The following is a 21,139-nucleotide window of genomic DNA, read 5'->3' as shown; positions in this document are numbered from 1 at the left end:
GTGGGGCGTTTGGGCTGTTCGCGCTCAGGTGGGCGTATTGCCGAGGATGGCGTCGCCCATGGTTTCCCAGAACCGTTCACGCAAGAAACCGCCACGCCCCCCACGCATGACAGCCACCACTTCCGCCATGATGGCGAGTGCAATTTCCTCCGGCGTTTCCGCGTTCAAATCCAGCCCGATGGGGGCGTACACTTCGCGCAGGTCGTCCACCGAAAGCCCATGTTGCGCCATGCGCTGAAAGCGTTCGGCGTGCGTTTTGCGGCTCCCAATCGCGCCGACGTAGCCCGCCCCTTTGCCCACTACGCTTTTGAGGGCTGGTTCGTCAATTTTGGGGTCGTGCGTCAGGATGACGAACGCTGTGCTTGGTGTGATATTCAGTTGCTCGACGGCTTTGTCAGGCCAGAGGGGGATGATGGCGTCGGCATGGGGGAAACGCTCGCGGTTGGCGAATTTGGTGCGTGGGTCAACAATCGTGACGCGATAGCCCAGCGTTTTGGCGAACGTCGTCAGCGGGATGGCAATGTGAACGCCGCCAAAGATGACCAGATGGGGCGGCGGCAAGAAGGGTTCGATGAAAACACGCGCGTCGGCTTCGGGGTAGTCGCGTGTTTCGCGGCGATTGGCGGCGAGCAGGGCGAGCGCATCACGCGCGACGGCTTCATCAAGTGTGGCGGAACCGAGCGTGCCCGTGCGTTCTCCGTTCGGCCAGACGAGCATTCGCGCACCGGGGCGCCCCTCATCCAGCCGCAAGGTGTGCACCACCGTGCGCCCTTCGGCGACGGCGTTTTCAAGCAGGCGTTGAATGCTCATGAGGCTTCTCCTTCGTCCGACAACGGTTCCACCCACACCTCAATCGCGCCGCCGCAGGCAAGCCCCACATCCCACACCATGTCGTCGGTGATGGCGTAGCGGAGCAGGCGGGGTTGCCCCGTTTTGATGACGTCGAGCGCGTTGGTGAGGACATCGCCTTCCACACAGCCGCCGCTGACACTGCCCACCAATTCGCCCGTTTCGGAGACAGCCAGCCGTGCGCCTTCGCGCCGCGGGGCTGAGCCTTCGGCTTTGACAACGGTGGCGACGGCGATTTTCTTCCCCTCGGCACGCCAGCGTTGAATCGCGTCCAGGATTTCACGCATGGGACCCCTCCTTTGTGCGCTTCACCTGTTGCCGCCTGACGGGGCGGGTCTCGCCGACCGAGGCGAGCAGGTCTGCCAGTTGTTCAAGGCTGGCGAGGTTGTGCACAGGCAAAAAGTCGTCCACGTAGGGCAACGCAGCCGCCATGCCGCGTTGGATGGGTTCGTAGTTTTCCATTCCCAACAGGGGGTTGAGCCAAATCACGCGGTGGGCGGTGCGCTGTAAACGCGCCATTTCGTGCGCCAGCATGCTCACGTCGCCCCGGTCCCACCCGTCGCTGATGATGAGCACCACAGCGCCGCGCCCCAGCACACGGCGCGCCCATTCGTAGTTGAACGTTTTGATAGCGTCGCCGATGCGTGTGCCGCCCGCCCAATCTTCCACCGCTTTGCCGACGGCGTCGAGCGATTCATCAACGTCGCGGTGGCGCAGGTGGTGGGTGATGCGCGTCAGTCGTGTACCGAAGACAAACACCTCGGTTTCAACCTCTTTCAAGCCGTGCGTGAGCGCATGGGCAAAGTGCAGCAACATGCGCGAATAGCGTTCCATCGAGCCGCTAATGTCGCAGAGGATGACCAGCGGGCGCGGTTCTTCGCGGCGTTGGCGATACGCCAGCCGCACGGGTTCGCCGCCAAAGGTGAGATTGTCGCGCAGCAGGCGGCGCAGTGATGGAACGCCTTTGCGGGCGGGCTGGTAGCGCCGTGTGCGCCGCATGCCCAATTTCCAGGACATGGCGGCAATGGCGCGCTTGGCTTCCTGAATTTCCTCCCACGTCATTTCTTCAAAATCTTTCTGCCGCAGGCGTTCGGTGGGGCTGTATGTGAAACGGCGTTCGATGCGAATCACCTCTTCGCCCTCATCGCTTTCTTGCTCATCGCCCGCAGGGGGTTCGGCGGGCAAGCGCAGGCGTTTGAGCCGCGTCGTTCCCGATGTGGTGGGTGTTTCGGAAGCCGCCATGCGCCAAAAGAGCGCAAAGGCTTCGTCGAAAATGGGCATATCCTCGCGGCGCGTGATGAGCAGGGCGCGCGCGGTGTAGTAAAAATCGCGGCGGTTGGTGATGGGCACATGTTTGAGCGCTTCCACAAGGTCGAGCACTTGGCTGAGACTGACGCCCACCCCCATGCGGCGCAGAAGGCGCGCAAAGCGCAAGAGATGACCGAGCAAATAGCCGCGCGGTGCGTTGGGGGTAGTGGGTGGGCGTTTCATGCTTCCTGCTCCGTGACGGTTTTGTTCGCGCCACTTTGCGCCTGAATGCGCTCCACCAGTTCCGCCAGCGGACCGCGTTTCACCAGTTCGATGTCGTCCTGGTATTTGAGCAGCAGCCCCAACGTTTCTTCCACCACCGGCAAATCGAGTTGCTGGGCGTCCAGTTCGACAAGCGCGCGCACCCAATCCAGCGTTTCGGCGACGCCCGGCAACTTGTAGAGGTCGAGTTGGCGCAGTTGCTGGGCGAATTGCACCACTTGCTGCGCCAGGACGATGGGGGCGTCGGGCACTTTCAGCCGCACGATGTCATACTCTTTTTGCGGTGATGGGTAATCAATCCAGTGGTAGATACAGCGCCGTTTGAGCGCGTCGTGAATTTCGCGCGTGCGGTTCGATGTGATGACCACGATGGGGGGCTCTTCGGCGCGAATCGTACCGATTTCGGGAATGGTGATTTGGAAGTCGCTCAGCAGTTCCAGCAAGAAGGCTTCAAATTCTTCGTCGGCGCGGTCGAGTTCGTCAATGAGGAGCACGGGCGCGCCGCCGTCGTGGCTCAGTTCCAGGGCTTGCAGGAGCGGGCGTTTGATCAGGTAGGCTTCGCTGAAAATGTCGTGTTCGATGGCGGCGGCGTCGGTTTGCCCCGTGGCTTCCAGCGCGCGAATGTGAAGCAGTTGGCGCGTGTAATTCCATTCGTAAATGGTGCTGTTGACGTCCAGCCCTTCGTAGCATTGCAGGCGGATGAGCGGGCGTTCGAGCAGGTCGGCGAGTGTTTTGGCAATCTGCGTCTTGCCGACGCCCGCCTCGCCTTCCAGCAGAAGCGGCTTGCGCAGACGCAGTGTCAGGAAGAGCACCGTGGCGAGGGCGCGGTCGGCAACGTAGCGGTGCTCCAACAGGGCGTTTTGCAATTCATCAATACTTTTGAAATCGCGTGCAGGCATAGGGCTCTCTCTCACATGTCGGCTTTCATGCTGAAAAGTATACCTGCGAGAATGGGTTTCTCCCAAAAATCAACTGCTTTTCTGGGGGGGGCGGTAGTGTTTGAGAATGGCGCGCGCCACTACACGTTTATGCACTTCGTCCGGTCCGTCGTAGATGCGTGCGGCGCGTTCATGGCGATACCAGAACGCCAGCGGGGTGTCGTCGGTCATCCCCAGCGCCCCATGCACTTGAATGGCGCGGTCGAGCACGCGTTGCAACACGCCCGCCACGTAGAATTTGATGGTTGAGATGGCGACACGCGCCCCGTGCGAGCCATGCGCTTCGACTTGCTCGGCGGCGTCCAGCACGAGCATGCGTGCGGCGTCAATCTCGGCGCGGCTTTCGGCAATCCATTCTTGCACGGTTTGCTTGTCGGCGAGCGTTGCGTCGTGTGAGATGCGGCGCTGAACGGCACGGCGGCACATGAGGTCGAAAGCGCGTTCGCAGATGCCAATCCAGCGCATGCAGTGGTGAATGCGCCCTGGACCAAGGCGTTCCTGTGCGAGGCGGAAGCCCTCGCCTTCGGGACCAAGCCGGTTCTGTACGGGGACGCGCACGTTTTCCAGGCGGATTTCGCCGTGGCTCATGTAGTCTTCGCCGGCTTCACCCATGACGGGGATGTTGCGCACCAGCGTAAAGCCTGGTGTGTCGGTGGGCACGATGATTTGGCTGGCGCGGCGGTAGGGGTTTTCTTCATCGGGGTTGGTGATAGCCATGACGATGGCGAATGCCGCGCCGTCGGCACTGCTGGCAAACCATTTGTGCCCGTTGATGACGTACTCGTCCCCGTCGCGCGTGGCGAGCGTTTCCAGCCAGACGGGGTTTGAACCGGGGCAATTGGGTTCGGTCATGGCGAAACAACTGCGGATTTCCCCCCGAATGAGCGGCCAAAGCCAGCGTTCTTTTTGTTCGTCGGTCCCGTGGAGCAAAAGCAGTTCCATGTTGCCGATGTCGGGCGCTTGGCAGTTGAAGACGTAATGCCCCAGCGGTGTGCGTCCCAATTCCTCGCTGATGCGTGCAAATTCAGGCAGTGAAAGCCCCAGCCCCCCATATTCGCGGGGGAGATGCGGCGCCCACAAGCCCATTTCCTGCACTTCGCGCCGTTTGGCTTGCAATTCCGGCAGGATGGCGCGAAACCCTTCGTGCAGGAAGCGGCTTTCCAGCGGAATCAACTCGCGTTCAACAAAATCGTGAATGGTGGCGAGCATTTCTTGCAGGTTCATGCGGTTGCCTCCTCTTGGGGGTCGTTTTCGTCTTTGTCGCTCTCGGGCGCGCCTTTGGGGGTGTCACTTTGCTCGTCGTCTTCTTCGGCGGGGTGAGCGCCCCATTCTTCTTTCTTCTCCTCTTCCTCTTCGTCCTCACGGTGGAAGCGCTTGTCATACGTGGCGCGTTTGCGGGCAAATTCGGTCAGTTTCTCGACCAACAGCGCGTTGAACGTGCCTTCGGGGTATGCGCCGTGTTCATCGGGTGTGCCGGCGGGCATGTCGAAGAGCAGTTCGATCACGTCTTCCAGCGTTTCGACCGCGTAGATGTGGAAGCGCCCTGCTTCAACTGCCTGCACAACCTCGTCGCTGAGCATGAGATGGCGCACATTGGCGCTGGGGATAATGACGCCTTGGTCGCCGGTCAATCCGAGCGCGTTGCAGATGGCGAAAAAGCCTTCGATTTTTTCATTGACAGCGCCAATCGGCTGGATGACGCCGAATTGGTCAATGGAGCCTGTGACGGCGAGCGACTGTTTGGCGGGAACATTGGTGATGGCGGAGAGCAGGGTGCAGAGTTCCGCCACAGACGCCGAATCGCCCTCGATGCCGTCATACGATTGCTCGAAGGTGAGGCTGGCGCTGAACGCAAGTGGAATTTCGTTGGCGTAGCGCCCGTTGAGCAAGCCCAGGATGGTGAGCAAGCCTTTGTTGTGGATAGGACCCGCCATGTTGGTTTCACGATCAATGTCCACCACATTGCCGTGCCCAATCCAGACGCGGGCGGTGATGCGCGAGGGGTGCCCGAAAGCGTAGCCCCCCACTTCGCGCACTGCCAAGCCGTTGAGTTGCCCCACCGCTTTGCCCTGCACCTGGACGCGGGTCAGCCCGTCCAGGATGTCGCGCCAGACGGCGTCGCGGTAGCGGGCGAGCCGTTCTTCACGTGCGGCAAGGGCGCGCTGAATGTGGCGTGTGTGAATGTGGCGCGCGTTTTCTTGCGCGGCGTGGTAGTCGGCTTCTTGCAACACGTCTTCGACGTCGCGCAGTTGGGCGGAGAGGCGTTGGGCGTCGCCCGCCCAGCGTGCGCTGGTTTCGATGAGCCGCAGCACGGCGGCGCGGGTGGCGGGGCGCAGGCCGTTTTTCTGCACCAGGGTGGCGATGAGTTTGGCGTACTGTTGTTCCATTTCCGGCGTGCGCGGCATATCGTTTTCAAAATCGGCGACGACTTTGAAGAGTTCGCCAAAATCATCGTCTATGTCGCGCAGGAAGTAGTACAACCCGCGTTCGCCCAGCAAGATGACTTTGGTGTTGAGCGGGATGGGGTCGGGTTCGAGCGTTTTGGCGGCGTTTCGGTCCAGCATGGCGTCGGGCGTTTCGATGTGGATATGCCCATGCCGCAAAGCGCGTTTGAGGGCGTCCCATGCGTAGGGTTCGTGGAAGAGGTCGTCGGCTTCGATGAGCAGGTAGCCCCCGTTGGCTTTGTGCAATGCGCCGGCGTGAATCATGGTGAAATCGCTGATGATGGAGCCGTTCTGCATGATTTGGTCAATGCGCCCAACCAGTTGGAAGTAGGATGGGAACATGAGCGTGACGATGGGGGCGCCCTGTTGTTGGCTGTTGTCCACCAGCACATTGACGGCATAGCGACGCAGGAAGAGTTGTGTTTGGAGCGCCTCAGCGCCTTCGGTGGTGAATGGGTCGCGTGCGCCGATGTTCAGCAGGGTGGGGATGTGCTCGAGCATATCGCGTTTGACGGTGTCCAGATAGTCGAGCACGTCGGGCAGGTCGGCGTATGCCTCGCGCAGGTCGTCGAACAAGGGGGTGAGGGTGACTTCGGCAACCTGGCGCATGAGGGCGCGTTCCTGTTGGCGGAATGTGCGTTGCCAGGCTGGAATTTGCACAAGCAGTTCTTCAAGTTGGGCTTCGATGTCGGCTTGCGCCTGGCGCAAGCGTTCTTGCTCCTGTGGCGGAAGTTGGCGGTACTGTTCGGGGCTCATCACGTCCCCTTCGTGGATGGGGACGATTTCCAGCGTTTCATCGCCTTCCACAATCGCCAATCCTTGCGCATTGGCGGCTTGTTGCAGGTCCTGAAAAGCGCGACGCCGTGGGGCGTCCACTTCGCGTTCCAGGCGTTTGCGCAGTTGGCGATATTCGGGGCTTTCAAAGGCGGCGACGAGGGCGGGCAAGGCTTCGTCGAGCAGGCGGCGCATGTCGTTGGCGAAGCGCGTGGCGCTTCCGGCGGGGAAGCGCAGGGCGCGCGGGTGGTCGGGAGCGTGGAAGTTGTGCACGTAGGCCCAATCGTCGGGCGTGGGGGCGTTCTGAGCACATTGGGCGAGGAATTGGCGCACCAGGCTTTCTTTGCCGCTCCCTTCAGGACCCATGACGTAGATGTTGAAGCCGGGGCGTTGAATACCCAGGCCAAATTCAACAGCGCGGATGGCGCGTTGTTGCCCGATGAATTCGCGGATGGGGGGGATGTCATCGGTTGTTGAGAAGGCAAAGTTTGCGGGCGTGCAGGGCGTGCGTAAACGGTCGGGTGAGAGCCGATATCGTGAGATGTTGGGCGTCTCCATGGCTGGCTCCATTTGATGTTGGTTGTTTGGGGCGTGTGAATGTGTTCATGATACTGTGGGTTGTAGGGTGTGGCAAAATGGGTTATGCGCGTGTGCGAATGGCGCTTTGTCGCATGAGCGGCGGGCGGAAATAGTCCAGAATGCCCATTGTGTTTTGCGATGGATGGGCTACAATAGAAGGCAGACCGTGTCATTCATGTTGCGCCTTTGTGCGGGAGAGGAGCATGCCATGAATATTCAGCAATGGCTGGAAAAACTGCGCAAGTTGATCGAGCAAGCGTTGACGCCTTCCCCAAAACCAACCCCCGTGCGTGTGCCAACCCCTGTGCGGCGTGTGCGCAAGCGGTAGGTGGGTTTGTGTATGTGGCATGAGCCCTTTGGCGATGTTTCCTCGGCTTTTGTACGGCACACCGAAGGAACGAGCAATTGGCACCTGATATGGAGAAGCGGAAGGAATCCACTCGCCAGATTTGGGCGGGGATGTTGTGCTGATGAGAACGTTGCTTGCTCTGTCATCTTTGCGTATTCTCTTCCTCGATACCAAGAAAAGGCTTGATGCACATGTCTATGATTCTCCTATTTCAGCCAATGAATGAAGAAAACGCACGTTTTGTGCTCAGTTGGCGCTACGAAGCCCCCTACGATATTTACAACCCAGACTCCGATGATGTGAGTGAAGATCTCAAAATTTTCCTCGATCCGAAGAATGCCTATTACAGCATGACTGATGAGCAAGGGAATGTTGTTGCGTACTGTTGCTTTGGACCAGAGGCGCGGGTAAAAGGTGGGGATTATCGCTCTGACGCTCTTGATGTTGGGATGGGCTTACGTCCAGATCTGACAGGGAAGGGGAATGGTCTCTCCTATGTAAAGGCAGTCATTGATTTTGGCAGGCGAACATTTTCGCCGAGTGCCATGCGTGTTACGGTAGCCGCGTTTAATACGCGAGCGTTGAGAGTATGTGAGAAAGCGGGGTTTGAAGTGAAGCACGTCTTTCGCAGAGAAGATGATGGCGAACGGTTTGTTGTCCTTGAGCGAATGATGTAGCTGAGTAGCACATGTTATTGCGTTTCTTATGGAGAAGACGTCGCTGTGCCGTGGACGCCTTCAATAGAAATTTTCCCCAGCTACTCACCCCGAAGGTCTCAGTAAAATTTTGCGTGCTCCCCGTGTGGCGGCGTGTTCGTAAGCCCGGACGCCTGCGTCCAGTGGGTAGGTGGCTTCGATGAGTGGGCGCACATTCACCAGGCCTTCCCCCAGCAGGCGCAACGCCGTGTCAAACGGTCCGCACCGTGACCCCACGATCGTGATTTCATCAACCACAATGTCGGCAAGCCAGAGGTCAAGCCGCTCTTTGAAGGTGCTTTTGAGCACAAAGACCCCGCGCGGACGTACCAGCGCCCTCGCTGTGGCGAACCCCGACGGGTTGCCTGTGACTTCGACCACCATGTCAGCCCAGTGGCGCGGCAGTGGCAGGTCTTCTCCCTCATGCACCAGGTGTGTCTGAACCCCTGTGCCCTCGAGGAGCGCGAGTTTGTGGGCGTGATGCCCCAGAAGGTGCACATTTGCCCCCGTGAGTCGCAACACCTGCGCAATCAGGAGCCCCAGTTTGCCGTCGCCGACGATGGCAATGTTCCACGTGGGCGCAACGTGCACCTGTTCAAGAATTTCGCAGGCGGCGGCAACGGGTTCGGTGAACACGGCCACGTCGTCGGGCATGCTGTCGGGCACGCGGTGCAGGTTTTCCACGGGCAAGGTCAGGTATTCGGCATGCGCCCCTGGATGGTTGACAATGCCCAGCACGGTGCGGTTGGGGCAGTGGCGTTGCATGCCGCGGCGGCACCAATCGCATGCGCCGCACCCTAGATTGATTTCGCCGACAACACGCGCCCCGATAAGCGCTTCATCGGGGGCTTCTACCACCTCGGCGACGAATTCATGCCCCGGCACGCCCTCAAAGCCATAGTAGCCGCGTTGCAATTGCAGGTCGGTATCGCAGATGCCGGCCAGGCGCATGCGCAAGAGCGCGTGATGGGGCGGGCGTTCGGGCATGGGCATGTCGCGCACGCTGACGGTGCCGTTTTCCAGAAAAATGGCTTTCATCGGGCTTGCTCCTTGGATTGATTGAGACGCAAAGCGCCTGGAAACTATCCAGGCGCTTGTGTGGGCTGTGCGATTGCGTTGATCGTCAAGCCGCGGCGGCTTTCCCGTTGGCGCGCCCAGGGATGAGTCGTTTCAATTCGCCTTTCTCCCAAGCGACCAGCAGAGGCGCGGCGATGCAAATCGAACTGTACGTCCCGCTGACAAAGCCAACAATGAGCCAGAAAATGAATTGGCGGATTGTGACGCCGCCGAACAGGAGAATGGCGGTCAGTGTGAAGAGCGCCGTCAACTGCGTGTTGATCGAGCGGTCAAGCGTCTGGATGACGCTGTGGTTGACGACCTCTTCAAACGGCGCGAGCCGGTATTTGAGGCGGTTTTCGCGCACGCGGTCGAACACGACGATGGTATCGTGCACCGAGAAACCAATCACCGTGAGCACCGCCGTCAAGAAGAGCGCGTCCACTTCCCAGCCGAAGAACTTGCCCATGATGGCGGCGGTCCCAATCACCACCAGCGCGTCGTGTACGAGCGCCACGATAGCCGTCGCGCCGTAGCGGAAGGGGTTGGGCACGTTGCGGAACGCAAACGCCAGATAGAGCAAGATCCCCACCGAAGCCATTGCGACGGCGAGGATGGCGCGTTGCGTCACCTCCGTCCCGACGGCGGGCCCCACCGATTCAAACCGCTGTTCAACAAGCGGCCCATACTTTTCTTGCAAGGCGTCCAGAATGGGGCGGCGCTCTTCGGGTTGCAGGGGCGGAAGGCGCAGCAGCAAACCGCTTTCGCCGACAGTTTGCACAATCGCGCCTTTGTAGCCCATCTCTTCAAGCATGCTCACCACGTCAGCGGGCTGGATTTCGGTTTGCAAGTTCGTGAACTCGACTTCCAGGAGTGTACCGCCGGTGAAGTCAATCGCCAGGCGCACCCCCCAGACGAGCATGGCGAGGATGCCCAGTCCCAACACGATGGCCGAAAATGTGAAGAAAAATTTGCGTTTACCGATAATGTCCCACACGGGTATCGCTCCTTTGCCGTTTTAGACAGTTTCGCCTTCTGCGGGCGAGTAAGTGTCGGTTTCGTCTTCGTCTTCTTCGTCGGTGTCGTTCGTTGCAGGGCGGTCGAGCAGAATCATTTGGTCGGCAACCAGTTCGATGCGATACTGGCGTTGCCCTTGTGAATCTTCCCAACTGCGTGTTTGCAGACTTCCTTCAATGTACACGCGCTTGCCCTTGCTGAGCAGACGGGCGCAGATTTCAGCCAGTTCGCGCCAGGCCACCACGTTGAACCATTCGGTCGCGTGATGGCGTTCCCCATCGGGCGTGGTCCACTGGCGGCCGACGGCCACACTGAAATTGACCACCGGGGTTCCGTTGGGGGTGTAGCGCAATTCAGGTTCACGCCCGACATTACCGATAATCATAACTTTGTTCAATCCGCGAGCCATACCTGAAAACTCCTTCCATTGCGTTCGTGTTCATCCGAATGTCTCTTATACACCGTACCACCACTCGCGGGTCACGCGCCCCAGCCCCATGACGGTTTCGAGGAAGATGCGCGTGACAAAGATGGCTGAGAAGAACGAGACGATCACACCGATAGCCAGTGTGACGGCAAAGCCTTTCACGATACTGGCGCCAAATGTTGCCCCAAACCAGAACAGAATGGCGCAGGTGATGAGCGTTGAGAAGTTGGAATCGCGAATGCTGGGCCACGCCCGCCGAAAACCAATGCGTGCGGCGGCGCCCAGCGATTTCCCGCTGCGGAGTTCTTCTTTCATACGCTCAAAGATGAGAATGTTGGCGTCCACCGCCATACCAATCGAAAGAATGAAGCCGGCGATACCAGCAAGCGTCAGCGTCACGGGAAGAAGTTTGAAAAGCGACAAAGAGACCGCGCCGTAGATGATGAGCGCCAGGTTGGCGAGCAAGCCGGGCAGGCGGTAGTAGAGCAGCATGAAGATGGCCACCGAAATGACGCCAATCAAGCCGGCCAGCACACTGCGCTGCACCGAGTCTTCACCCAGTGTTGCGCCAACAGTGCGCACCTGCACAATTTTGAGCGGCACAGGCAAGGCACCATAGCGCAACTGGATTTCGAGTGCACGGGCGCTTTCCAGCGTGAAGTTCCCTTCGATAATGCCCGACCCGTTTGGAATTTCATCACGGATGACGGGCGCACTGATTACGCGCTTGTCGAGCACAATTGCCATTACCCGCCCCACATTGTTGCGGGTAAACTCGCGCAGTTTTTGTGTTGGCTCGCCGTCTTTGAATTTGAAGGAGACCACGGGTTCGTTTGTTTCAGGGTGGAACCCAACCGACGCCGTTTCCAGGTCAGCCCCGGTGAGGATAGTGTGGTACACTTTGGTACCCTCAGGCACATCGGCGGGCGGTTCGGGGTAGTCGGTGACGACTTCTTGCCCCGGCACGAGCGTATCCGTACCGGCGTCAATGAATTCAAGCAAACCGGTTTGCCCAAAGGTGGCGATCACCTCGTCGGGGTTTTGGACACCGGGAATGTCCACCACAATGCGGTTGTTGCCGGCAACCTGAATAATCGGCTCGGTCGTCCCGAGGGCGTTGATACGGCGCTCGATGATTTCACGGGCGGCTTCCATGCGGTCGCTCGACACTTCGGTCCCTTCCGGGACATCGGCTTCAAGCACCACGTGAAGGCCGCCGGCGAGGTCGAGCCCGCGCCGATAACTCACATCACGTGAAAAAATAACTTCGCCAGTCAATGGGTTTGTAATAGTGAGCGTGGTTGTTGATGGGAGTGCCAGCCAGATGGCTGCAACACCAATGAGGGCAATCAACAGCAATTCAACCAAACGTTCGCGTGTCATACCGGGCTTCTCTCGCTCCTTCGATTGGGTAGTCTGTAGCGGGCGCCACAGCCGCACGCGATTATAGGAGGTGAAGGAACTCTGTCAAAGCCTGTTGTCGGTATGCCGAATGTGGTGAAATTCGTTCTAGCAGGACATTTGGGAGCGTTCCCACTATGACACATGGCATTTGACACTTGGTTATGGGAACGTGTACACTTTGCTTGCCCGCGTAGCCTGCTGTTCCCCATCCTACACATGGCGTTGTATGTTGATTGACCTGAAAAGGAGGAGTGTATATGCGTATCAAATCCCGGAAGTGGTCATTTTTGGCTGTTTTGCTGGTGGCGTTGATGGCTTTGGCGGCTTGTGGTGGTGGTGAAGAAACCACCCAAACCGAAGAGCCCGCCGAAACATCCCCCACAGCCACAACCGCCCCCGCCGAGAGTGGCGGTGAAAGTGGCGGTGAGATGGCCGGCGAAGGTTCGTATTACGAACGCGCGTTGGCCGGCGAGTTCAAAGGCACTGTCGTCACGATGACGGGGCCGTTCACCGATGAAGACGCCGTCAAGTTCAACGAGTCGGTGCGTGAATTTGAGGAAGCCACAGGGATTGACATCCAATACGAAGGCTCCAAAGAATTTGAAGCCACCATTTCAATCCGCGTGGAAGCCGGCGACGCCCCGGATATTGTGGACTTCCCGCAACCTGGCTTGTTGGGCACGTTCGTCAAGCAGGGCAAAGTGGTGGACGTGCGCGAATTCCTGAGCGAAGAGTACCTGCAACAGCAGTACAACCAATCGTGGCTGGACATGGCGACGCTTGAAGGTCCCGATGGGCCTGTGATGGCGGGTGTGTGGCACCGCTTCAACGCGAAGAGCCTGGTCTGGTATCCGAAGGATGATTTCGAGGCAGCGGGCTATCAAATTCCGACGACGTGGGATGAATTGATTGCGTTGTCGGACCAAATCAAGGCGGATGGGGATACGCCGTGGTGCATTGGGATTGAATCCGGTGCAGCGACGGGGTGGCCGGCGACGGACTGGATGGAAGACATCATGCTGCGCACAACGTCGTTGGAAAACTATGACAAGTGGGTGCGCGGCGAGTTGCCGTTCTCCTCGCCGGAAGTGAAGCGCGCCGCTGAATTGATGGCGCAAATCTGGTTCACGGATGGGTATGTGTACGGTGGCCGTGCGGCGATTGCCACGACATTCTTTGGTGATGCGCCCGCGCCCATGTTCGAGGAACCGCCCAAGTGCTGGCTCCACCGCCAGGGCAACTTCATTACCTCGTTCTTCCCCGAAGGCGTGCAGGCGGGCGTGGATTACGACTTCTTCTACTTCCCGCCCATTGATGAAGAGTACGGCAAACCGTGGTTGGTGGCCGGCGACATCATGGCGATGTTCAACGACCGCCCCGAAGTGCGCGCAGTGATGGAATACTTCACGCGTGGTGAAGCGCTGAAAGGGTGGCTGGCGGCTGGTGGCGCGCTGTCGCCGCACAAGGATGCACAGATTGACTGGTACGGCGACCCCGTGGAGCGCCGCATTGCCGAATTGGTGCAGGAAGCCACCGCGTTCCGCTTTGACGGTTCGGACTTGATGCCGGGCGAAGTCGGCGCTGGTTCGTTCTGGAAAGCGATGACCGACTGGGTCTCCGGCACGGTGGACCTGGATACGGCGCTGGCTGAAATTGATGCGTCTTGGCCGCGCTAAGCACACATGACCGGTGGGGCGACCTTGCGCGCAAGGCCGCCCCACCTGCAACATTGTGGGGGAGTTTATGAGCACACAAGGCGAAATACGCAAAACCCCGCTGGATTGGCTGGTAGCGACGTTTGGGCGTTTGGCGGTTTCTATTGTGATCCCCATTGTGGTGTTTGGGGTGATGATTTTGGGCTTCCAGTGGTTGCGGGCACAAACGCCGTCATCCAACACGCAAAAGGCGTTGTTGTCCCTGGTGGCGATTGTGTGGGGTGTGGGGGGAACCGCCCTGTTGTACGTCGTGATGAATTTTGTGGTGGAAAGTTTGCCGCCGAATTTGATGCGTTTGTTGCAGCCGTATGTTTTTGTCGGGCCGGCGATGGCGATTTTGGGATGGTATTTGGCGGTGCCGACCATTCGCACCTTTTGGTTGAGTTTGCACGACCGCACCGGCGAAAAATTTGTTGGCTTGTCCAACTACGTGGCGGTCTTTACCGAGCGCGCCATGTTTGAGGCGTTTCGCAACAATTTGTTGTGGATTCTGTTCGGCGCGACATTCACGGTGGTGTTTGGGTTGATTATCGCCGTGCTTGCCGACCGTAGCCGCTTTGAAAACATCGCCAAGTCGCTCATTTTCATGCCCATGGCCATTTCCATGGTTGGGGCGGGCGTCATCTGGAATTTTATCTATGAAGTGCGCGACATCAACAGCCCCCAAATTGGCCTGCTCAACGCGATTGTTGTAGCCCTGGGGGGCGAACCGCAAGCGTGGACGGCGCTCATTCAGCCCTGGAACAATCTCTTTTTGATTGTGGTGATGATTTGGATGCAAACCGGTTTTGCCATGGTCATTTTCTCGGCGGCTATCAAAGGCATTCCCGATGAGTTGCTCGAAGCGGCGCGTGTGGACGGGGCGAACGAATTACAGGTCTTCTTCCGTATCATGTTGCCGTACATCAGCGGCACCATCATCACAGTGCTGACAACGGTGGTCATCTTCGCGCTCAAAATCTTCGACATTGTGCAGGTGATGACCGGCGGGCAGTTTGGCACGCATGTGATTGCGACACAGTTTTATCGGCAGGCGTTTACCAATCAGAACAAAGGATATGCCTCGGCGATTGCCATTGTGTTGTTGATAACCGTCATTCCGGTGATGATTTACAACCTGCGGCATTTTAGCGAAGAGGAGGCGTTCTAATGGCGGCGCAACAACCGGTTTTGAAAGCACGCGCGCGGCGCCGCAATTGGCGAAAATTGTGGGGGCAACTTTTCGTCGAAGCGTCGCTGTTGTTCCTTGTCGTGTTGTGGACCATTCCCACACTGGGGGTGTTTATCTCCTCGTTCCGCACGCCGTGGGATATCCAAACCTCGGGCTGGTGGACGGTATTGCCGCACCGCGAATGGGTGGTGGTCGAGGAATTCCCCAAGCCTGAGACGGTTGACCCCGACGGTGTGATGGAGATTGCCGGCGCTGTCGGCACGTTCGATGAATTTCGACAGGGCATTGAAACACCGGACGGCCGCCGCGTGATTTGGATTGGCAACAAGCGCCTGGGCAAAATTCAAATTCAGGAATTGCGCTGGACGATGCGCACCGATTTTACGCTGGACAACTACCGCGCGGTGCTGCTGGGGAAAACCTTTGAATTCAAGGCGCCGGATGGCAGCACCATCACCGTGCAGGGCGACAATTTGATTGGCGCTTTTCTGAACAGCCTCACGGTGGCCATTCCATCCACCGTCATCCCGATTTTGATTGCAGCGTTTGCCGCCTACGGTTTCGCCTGGATGAATTTCCCCGGTCGGCGGGTGCTCTTCATTATTGTTGTGGCGCTTTTGGTGGTGCCCTTGCAAATTGCGCTGGTGCCGATTTTGCAAGACTACGTCAAACTCAACCTCAACGGGACCTTTTTGGCGGTCTGGCTGGCGCATACCGGTTTTGGGCTTCCCTTGGCGACGTATTTGCTCTTCAACTACATTCGCAGTTTGCCGCGCGACATTCTCGAATCGGCGTTCATTGACGGCGCGTCGCATTTCACCATCTTTACGCGCCTGGTGCTTCCGCTTTCTGTGCCGGCGCTGGCTTCTTTCGCCATTTTCCAATTTCTCTGGGTCTGGAACGATTACCTGGTCGCGCTGGTGTTTATTGGCGCAAAACCCGATGTCCAGGTGCTCACGATGCGCATTGCGGAGATGGTGGGGTCGCGCGGGAACGACTGGCACTTGCTGACAGCCGGCGCCTTTGTATCCATGATTTTGCCGCTGATTGTCTTCTTCTCGCTTCAACGCTATTTTGTGCGCGGCTTGCTGGCGGGCTCGGTGAAGGGGTGACGTTTCGGAGCAATAACAACGGGTGCCGACGGTTCGGCATGGAGAAAGTGTGCCGAACCGTTTTTTTTGGTATCAAAAGAAACCGCTTTCATATCTGTTGAATGACGTTTCCAATCAACCGAAAGGAGAAGAGGCATGCGCTTGACGTTTCCTGATGGATTTTTGTGGGGTGTTGCCGCATCGGCGTACCAGATTGAAGGTGCGGCGCGCGAGGATGGACGTGGTGAAAGCATTTGGGACCGCTTTTCCCACCAACCCTATCGTACCCTGAACGGGGACACTGGCGACGTGGCGTGTGATCACTACCATCGCATGCCCGAAGATGTCGCCATGATGGCGGAGTTGGGGATTCCCTGCTATGGCTTTACGGTGGCCTGGCCGCGTATTTTGCCGGAAGGGCGCGGGCAGGTGAACCAGAAGGGGCTGGACTTCTACAATCGCCTGGTGGACACCCTGTTGGAGCATGGCATTCGCCCCAAAGTGACGCTTTTCCACTGGGATTTGCCGCAAGTCTTGCAGGATGAAGGTGGTTGGCCCAACCGCGACTGTCCCGATTGGTTTGCCGACTATGCGCGTGTGGTGTTCGACGCGCTGGGCGACCGCGTTGACCTCTGGGCGACGATCAATGAGCCCTGGGTGGCGGCTTTCATCGGCTACGGCATGGGCATTCATGCGCCGGGCATTCAGGATGCGGCGCAGGCGTATCAGGCGGCGCATCATCTCAACCTGGCGCATGGCAAAGTTGTGCAACTCTTCCGCCAGGGGGGCTACAAGGGCGAAATTGGCTACGTGCTCAATCTCAACGGCTTGTTGCCGGGGAGCGACCGCCCGGAAGACATTGAAGCCACCCAACGGTTGTACGATGAAACCCACAGTTTCTTCCTCGACCCCGTTTTTCGGGGGACGTATCCCGAAGCGCTTTTCTCGTGGCTGGGGACCCAAGCGCCCGACGTGCGCGACGGCGACCTTGACATCATTCACACGCCGATTGATTTCCTGGGCATCAATCACTACAACACCGATCTTATTTTTTACGATGTGATGAGCACCCATTGGCTAAAAGTGCGTTCTGTTCCCTATTCCGCGCCGGGGTGGGGGCAAACTGAGATGGGGTGGGGGATCAACCCGCCGGGCATCAAACGTGAGATTATGAACGTGGTGGAACGGTACGACAATCCCAAAATCATCATCACCGAAAACGGGTGCGCCATGCCCGATGAGCCGGATGAAAATGGCTTTGTCGCCGACTGGAACCGTATTTTCTTCCTCAAAGCCCATTTGCAGCAAGTGCACGAGGCGATCCAGGACAGTGCGAACGTGCAGGGGTATTTTGTGTGGAGCATTCTGGATAATTTTGAATGGGAGCGGGGGTACAGTCGGCGCTTTGGGTTGGTGCGGGTGGAATATGAAACGCTGCGCCGTATTCCCAAACAGAGCGCGTATTGGTACCGTGATGTCATCCGCGAGAATGCGCTGACCATTTGACGCTTTTCTTGCCGTGCAAACATACACAACCGGTGGGGACCTCACCCCACCGGTTTTTTGGTGGCAAGAGTTTGAAAACAAAAAACGTATTGCTTTTTGGCAACAAAATTGTTATACTCTAAAAAGCATGAACTGGTGGCGTGTATGCACTTTGAAAGGGTGAGCCATGTCTGTGCGATTCCCGGAAACAGACCCCCTCGAACTTCGCGAGATTGTGTACCGACGCTACTGCGATGCGTGCCACCAACACGACCCCGCAGCGATTGACTTGTGGGACCCCGTCTGGCGCTTGACCGAGCAGGCGCATGGTGAACAGCGCTACGCTGATGGTTTGCCCTACATCCTTCATCCGCTTGGTGTGGCGCACATCCTGCTGGATTGGAATGTGGAGCCGAGCGTGGTCCTGGCCGGTTTGTTGCATGACATTCGCAAACATCCCGCTTTCAAAAAACCCGAAGAATGGAACATCCCTTCGCCGGAAGTTGCTGAACTGACCAAGAAAGCCAACGAAATTGCTTCCAAAGAGCCGCTGGCGCACTACGCCTCGCATGAGGAGCACCGCCAGGCGATTTACCACAATTTGTTGGAAGACATTCGTGTTATTCTGATCCGCATCGCAAGCCGTTTACATAACTTGCGATTTTATCGTTCATTGAGCGATGATGTGTGCGATTTTACCCAACGCAATACCGAAGAACTCTTCTTGCCCCTTTTGCGCCATTTGCGCATGTGGAACGTCTATTCCGAAATGGAAGAACGCGCGTTCCAGATTCGCGACCCCCAGGCGTTTGACCATCTGAGCGAATTGGTGGCGAGTGTGCGTTTTGAGTTGGAACCGCAGGTTGCTGAGGTTTGCGCGATACTTCACGAGCGCATCGCGGCAGTGTTGGCTGAGATTGTCGGTGAAGCGAGCATTGGCGAGCAGTTGACGGTTGCGCCACGTTGGGAAAACGCGCATTACATTTATCAACGCCATTTGCAAACCAGACGACGCGAAGTCCGCACACGCGAGGCGCTGGATACGCGCTGGCTTTACCATATTCGGGTGTTGGTGCCCCAACCGTGGATGGCGTATGTGGCACTCATGGAAATTCACCGCTGCTATCCGGCTTTGAGTGGTGATTTTCGCGACCATTTGGCGCGCTCACCATCGCTTTTGTATACACGTTTGCGCACGGCTGTGACGGTTGAAAACCTGCACACGTGCCGCATTTTCATCCAAACGCCGAACCTGTGCGCCCTCAATCAGTTTGGGATTACCGCGCCACCCGTCTATCGCGCGTATCAAACCGGCATTCTTCCCGAAGATTGGGCGCCTATTGAACAGGCGGCGCTCGCTGATTTTTTGAAGGCGCTCAAAGGCAGTGCTGTGCGGGCAAACGAGGTTGTGGTGTTTACACCGCAGGGCGAAGCGCACCGCTTCCCGGTGGGGGCAACCTTGTTGGACTTCGCGTATGCGGTGCATACTGAGCTGGGGCGGCAAACCAGCGGGGCGACCGTCAACGACGGCCGCAAAGTCGGGCTTGACTACGAGCTCCAGCATGGCGATATCATCCACATTCATCGCGATGAAAACCGCCAATATCCTGATGAAGAATGGTTGCAGTTAGTCAAAACCGAGCGTGCTCGACGGAAAATCCGCGCCCAACTGAACAAACGCCCCGAACGCATTGGTGAAAAACGCCTCGAAAATGCGCTCAGGCGCATGGGGCGCTCCTTCGACCGCCGTTTGCAAGCCCAAGCCGCAACGCTCGCCCGCACGTATGGCATGCAATCGCTTGACGATTTGTATCGCGCCATTGCCGCCAATCATCTCAACGCCCAGGAAGTCGCGCGGCGCATCTGCTATCCTGAGACAGCCCCCGCTGTTTACCGCTTCGACCTTGACCCAAGCGAAAAGGAGCATTACCGCGATTGGGGCGAGCCGGTGTACCGCTTTGCTGAATGTTGCCACCAGCGTTTGCAAGAAGATATCGGCAAGGCAGAGCGGAAAATATTGCCCTTTGTCGGCGAAATCCGCTCGTCGCGCCGTGTGATTGTGCATAGTATGCGCTGCGAACTTGCCGCGCATATTCCCCCCAATCGCCGTGTGCGCCTGGTCTATCACCGCGCCCATGACGCTTTGCAGGAAGTGACATTCACCGTCACGGCAAGCCTGCCGGCGGCGGCTTTGGTTCACCGCATTGCACACGAGGCTGAAAAACACGCGCTCGCGTTGACAAACTTGCGGTTGGAAACACAGACGCCGGGCATTACGCGGCTTGTGTTTACTTTGCAAAGCGACAGGGAGCACGCACTCTTCCATTTTTATGAGCTTGTACGCACGTTGGAATACGTGAACACCGTGGAAACCGATACCCCCTTGCTGGATGAGCGCATCGAGGAGCACAGGCGCTTTGCGAATACCGCGCCCACGTTGCTACGCATGCCGTTTAGCGCCAGTCGTCCTGTGGACAATCCGAACTATTTTGTTGGGCGCAAGCAAGAATCCAGGAAAATCGAGCGCTATCTGTGTTCAGAAAAAGCGCCCGGCAGCCTGCTCATTCACGGGCCGCAACGCATTGGCAAGACATCTTTGCTGAAGTATTTGGCGCATTTGCCTGGGTTGCGGCGCATGTACACGCACGTTTTCGTTGACCTGGCGCGCACAACCACCCATTCCCCCGCGGCGTTTTTGCGCTTGTTGTGCCGCGAAATCAAGCGCCAGGTGCCCCAAGTCAGCACCACGCCCGCTTTGGGGCACGGCGAAGAGGTGTTTGAACGTTTCTCGGAATGGCTGGAACGGGATGTGTTGCCGCGCGCCCAATACCCTTTGCTGGTCAAACTCGATGAGTTGGGCGTCTTTGTGGAATGGAGCCAGGACGAGGCGACCAGTGCGGCGTTTTTCAACTGGTTGCGTTCGTTCATCCAGCATGAAGAACGCATCGCATTCATTCTGGCGACTAGCGACCGCATTGTGGAACTCCTCAAGCATGTGGGCGTGTATAACCTGCTCAACGTAACCGACCACATCGCCCTGACCGTTCTCTCCCAGAAAGAGGCGCGCGCCCTGATTGCGGAACCGTTGCATGGCGAAGTCTTTTTCTTCACCGGCGCGCTGGAAATGTTGGCGCGTGAAACCGGCGGGCATCCCTTCTACCTGCAAATTTTGGGCGCAAAACTGGTAGACTATCTCAACCAGCAGAAGCGGCGCAAGGTCTCGGAAGCCGATGTCGAGCACATCATTGAGGCTTTTGTACGAACATCGAATGGGGCGCAGTTCTACCATCTCTGGAATCGGCAAGATGATGTACAAACGCTTGTGCTGGCTATCCTCGCCGCCGACCGTTTGCGCCAACCGTTGCCCTTGCACACCATCGTGGGGCGTTTGCGGCAACAAGCCCCCGATGTGAGCGAACAGCGCATTGCCGAAACGCTGAGCCTGCTTGTCGAACGCCAAACGTTGATCCGCATTCAATCCACCTCGAAGAGCGATGTGGTGTACATCTTCCAGGTGCCCCTCTTTGGACGGTGGTTTGCCCGCACCTATCCGCTAGACCTGCTCTTGCTCAAACGACGTCAAAAAAACAGGGCTTTCTGAGTGAAGGAGTTTTG

The 21,139-nt window shown here is 58.0% G+C and carries 16 protein-coding genes; 6 read left to right on the top strand and 10 right to left on the bottom strand.

The features are described from left to right. Nucleotides 1-24 precede the first annotated feature (24 nt). The 6 genes from SE16_RS03605 to SE16_RS03580 form a co-directional block, all read right to left on the bottom strand. Entirely contained in the window at nucleotides 25-810 is a 786-nt protein-coding gene (locus SE16_RS03605) for an XdhC family protein (protein WP_054492477.1), read from the bottom strand. Continuing rightward, the gene (locus SE16_RS03600) at nucleotides 807-1,136 is read right to left on the bottom strand and encodes an XdhC family protein (protein WP_054492478.1); all 330 of its coding nucleotides are present in this window, start codon (nucleotides 1,134-1,136) and stop codon (nucleotides 807-809) included. Before SE16_RS03600 ends, SE16_RS03605 begins: the two co-directional genes overlap by 4 nt. After that, nucleotides 1,129-2,340: a vWA domain-containing protein gene (locus SE16_RS03595; protein WP_054492479.1), complete on the bottom strand. Its 1,212-nt coding sequence runs from the start codon at nucleotides 2,338-2,340 to the stop codon at nucleotides 1,129-1,131. The genes SE16_RS03600 and SE16_RS03595 overlap by 8 nt, the downstream gene beginning before the upstream one ends. After that, nucleotides 2,337-3,278 (bottom strand): AAA family ATPase, encoded by a 942-nt coding sequence (locus tag SE16_RS03590; protein ID WP_054492480.1) that lies wholly within the window; start codon nucleotides 3,276-3,278, stop codon nucleotides 2,337-2,339. Before SE16_RS03590 ends, SE16_RS03595 begins: the two co-directional genes overlap by 4 nt. Nucleotides 3,279-3,347: 69 nt before the next feature. Beyond that, the gene (locus SE16_RS03585; protein ID WP_054492481.1) at nucleotides 3,348-4,541 is read right to left on the bottom strand and encodes an acyl-CoA dehydrogenase family protein; all 1,194 of its coding nucleotides are present in this window, start codon (nucleotides 4,539-4,541) and stop codon (nucleotides 3,348-3,350) included. Continuing rightward, nucleotides 4,538-7,093, bottom strand: a complete 2,556-nt coding sequence (locus tag SE16_RS03580) for a Lon protease family protein (RefSeq protein ID WP_054492482.1) — start codon at nucleotides 7,091-7,093, stop codon at nucleotides 4,538-4,540. The genes SE16_RS03585 and SE16_RS03580 overlap by 4 nt, the downstream gene beginning before the upstream one ends. Before the next feature lie 561 nt (nucleotides 7,094-7,654). On the opposite strand from SE16_RS03580, the gene SE16_RS03575 reads away from it, so the two are divergent. Further along, the gene (locus SE16_RS03575) at nucleotides 7,655-8,140 is read left to right on the top strand and encodes a GNAT family N-acetyltransferase (RefSeq protein WP_200907216.1); all 486 of its coding nucleotides are present in this window, start codon (nucleotides 7,655-7,657) and stop codon (nucleotides 8,138-8,140) included. Nucleotides 8,141-8,224: 84 nt separating this feature from the next. Here SE16_RS03575 and SE16_RS03570 read toward each other — a convergent pair whose 3' ends face one another. From SE16_RS03570 to secD, 4 genes are all read right to left on the bottom strand, one after another. Then, nucleotides 8,225-9,196 carry an MDR/zinc-dependent alcohol dehydrogenase-like family protein gene (locus tag SE16_RS03570; RefSeq protein WP_054492483.1) on the bottom strand — a complete coding sequence of 324 codons (972 nt, stop codon included), beginning with the start codon at nucleotides 9,194-9,196 and terminating at the stop codon, nucleotides 8,225-8,227. 85 nt (nucleotides 9,197-9,281) lie between these two features. Continuing rightward, on the bottom strand, nucleotides 9,282-10,211 hold the full coding sequence (gene secF / locus SE16_RS03565; RefSeq protein WP_054492484.1) for a protein translocase subunit SecF: 930 nt from the start codon (nucleotides 10,209-10,211) through the stop codon (nucleotides 9,282-9,284). A gap of 21 nt (nucleotides 10,212-10,232) precedes the next feature. Beyond that, nucleotides 10,233-10,640: a single-stranded DNA-binding protein gene (locus tag SE16_RS03560; protein ID WP_054492485.1), complete on the bottom strand. Its 408-nt coding sequence runs from the start codon at nucleotides 10,638-10,640 to the stop codon at nucleotides 10,233-10,235. 45 nt (nucleotides 10,641-10,685) lie between these two features. After that, entirely contained in the window at nucleotides 10,686-12,041 is a 1,356-nt protein-coding gene (gene secD, locus SE16_RS03555; RefSeq protein WP_054492486.1) for a protein translocase subunit SecD, read from the bottom strand. Nucleotides 12,042-12,319: 278 nt separating this feature from the next. Between secD and SE16_RS03550 the strand changes: the two genes are divergently transcribed. From SE16_RS03550 to SE16_RS03530, 5 genes are all read left to right on the top strand, one after another. Then, nucleotides 12,320-13,738: an ABC transporter substrate-binding protein gene (locus tag SE16_RS03550; protein WP_060687226.1), complete on the top strand. Its 1,419-nt coding sequence runs from the start codon at nucleotides 12,320-12,322 to the stop codon at nucleotides 13,736-13,738. A gap of 67 nt (nucleotides 13,739-13,805) precedes the next feature. Continuing rightward, nucleotides 13,806-14,927 carry a carbohydrate ABC transporter permease gene (locus SE16_RS03545; protein ID WP_054492487.1) on the top strand — a complete coding sequence of 374 codons (1,122 nt, stop codon included), beginning with the start codon at nucleotides 13,806-13,808 and terminating at the stop codon, nucleotides 14,925-14,927. Further along, nucleotides 14,927-16,060 carry a carbohydrate ABC transporter permease gene (locus tag SE16_RS03540; protein ID WP_054492488.1) on the top strand — a complete coding sequence of 378 codons (1,134 nt, stop codon included), beginning with the start codon at nucleotides 14,927-14,929 and terminating at the stop codon, nucleotides 16,058-16,060. The genes SE16_RS03545 and SE16_RS03540 overlap by 1 nt, the downstream gene beginning before the upstream one ends. 135 nt (nucleotides 16,061-16,195) lie before the next feature. Beyond that, nucleotides 16,196-17,545 (top strand): GH1 family beta-glucosidase, encoded by a 1,350-nt coding sequence (locus tag SE16_RS03535; RefSeq protein WP_060687224.1) that lies wholly within the window; start codon nucleotides 16,196-16,198, stop codon nucleotides 17,543-17,545. A 166-nt stretch (nucleotides 17,546-17,711) separates the two neighbouring features. Further along, entirely contained in the window at nucleotides 17,712-21,125 is a 3,414-nt protein-coding gene (locus tag SE16_RS03530) for an HD domain-containing protein (protein ID WP_054493129.1), read from the top strand. The last annotated feature ends 14 nt before the right edge of the window (nucleotides 21,126-21,139 follow it).

Origin of the sequence: Ardenticatena maritima (genome assembly GCF_001306175.1) — a bacterium.
Classification (GTDB): domain Bacteria; phylum Chloroflexota; class Anaerolineae; order Ardenticatenales; family Ardenticatenaceae; genus Ardenticatena; species Ardenticatena maritima.
This window is presented reverse-complemented; position numbering and strand designations above follow the sequence as displayed.

What these genes read in the sequence shown, in the direction of transcription:
- SE16_RS03605 (WP_054492477.1), bottom strand. Translation starts at nt 810, where the DNA reads ATGAGCATTCAACGCCTGCTTGAAAACGCCGTCGCCGAAGGGCGCACG.
- SE16_RS03600 (WP_054492478.1), bottom strand. Translation starts at nt 1,136, where the DNA reads ATGCGTGAAATCCTGGACGCGATTCAACGCTGGCGTGCCGAGGGGAAG.
- SE16_RS03595 (WP_054492479.1), bottom strand. Translation starts at nt 2,340, where the DNA reads ATGAAACGCCCACCCACTACCCCCAACGCACCGCGCGGCTATTTGCTC.
- SE16_RS03590 (WP_054492480.1), bottom strand. Translation starts at nt 3,278, where the DNA reads ATGCCTGCACGCGATTTCAAAAGTATTGATGAATTGCAAAACGCCCTG.
- SE16_RS03585 (WP_054492481.1), bottom strand. Translation starts at nt 4,541, where the DNA reads ATGAACCTGCAAGAAATGCTCGCCACCATTCACGATTTTGTTGAACGC.
- SE16_RS03580 (WP_054492482.1), bottom strand. Translation starts at nt 7,093, where the DNA reads ATGGAGACGCCCAACATCTCACGATATCGGCTCTCACCCGACCGTTTA.
- SE16_RS03575 (WP_200907216.1), top strand. Translation starts at nt 7,655, where the DNA reads ATGTCTATGATTCTCCTATTTCAGCCAATGAATGAAGAAAACGCACGT.
- SE16_RS03570 (WP_054492483.1), bottom strand. Translation starts at nt 9,196, where the DNA reads ATGAAAGCCATTTTTCTGGAAAACGGCACCGTCAGCGTGCGCGACATG.
- SE16_RS03560 (WP_054492485.1), bottom strand. Translation starts at nt 10,640, where the DNA reads ATGGCTCGCGGATTGAACAAAGTTATGATTATCGGTAATGTCGGGCGT.
- secD (WP_054492486.1), bottom strand. Translation starts at nt 12,041, where the DNA reads ATGACACGCGAACGTTTGGTTGAATTGCTGTTGATTGCCCTCATTGGT.
- SE16_RS03550 (WP_060687226.1), top strand. Translation starts at nt 12,320, where the DNA reads ATGCGTATCAAATCCCGGAAGTGGTCATTTTTGGCTGTTTTGCTGGTG.
- SE16_RS03545 (WP_054492487.1), top strand. Translation starts at nt 13,806, where the DNA reads ATGAGCACACAAGGCGAAATACGCAAAACCCCGCTGGATTGGCTGGTA.
- SE16_RS03540 (WP_054492488.1), top strand. Translation starts at nt 14,927, where the DNA reads ATGGCGGCGCAACAACCGGTTTTGAAAGCACGCGCGCGGCGCCGCAAT.
- SE16_RS03535 (WP_060687224.1), top strand. Translation starts at nt 16,196, where the DNA reads ATGCGCTTGACGTTTCCTGATGGATTTTTGTGGGGTGTTGCCGCATCG.
- SE16_RS03530 (WP_054493129.1), top strand. Translation starts at nt 17,712, where the DNA reads ATGTCTGTGCGATTCCCGGAAACAGACCCCCTCGAACTTCGCGAGATT.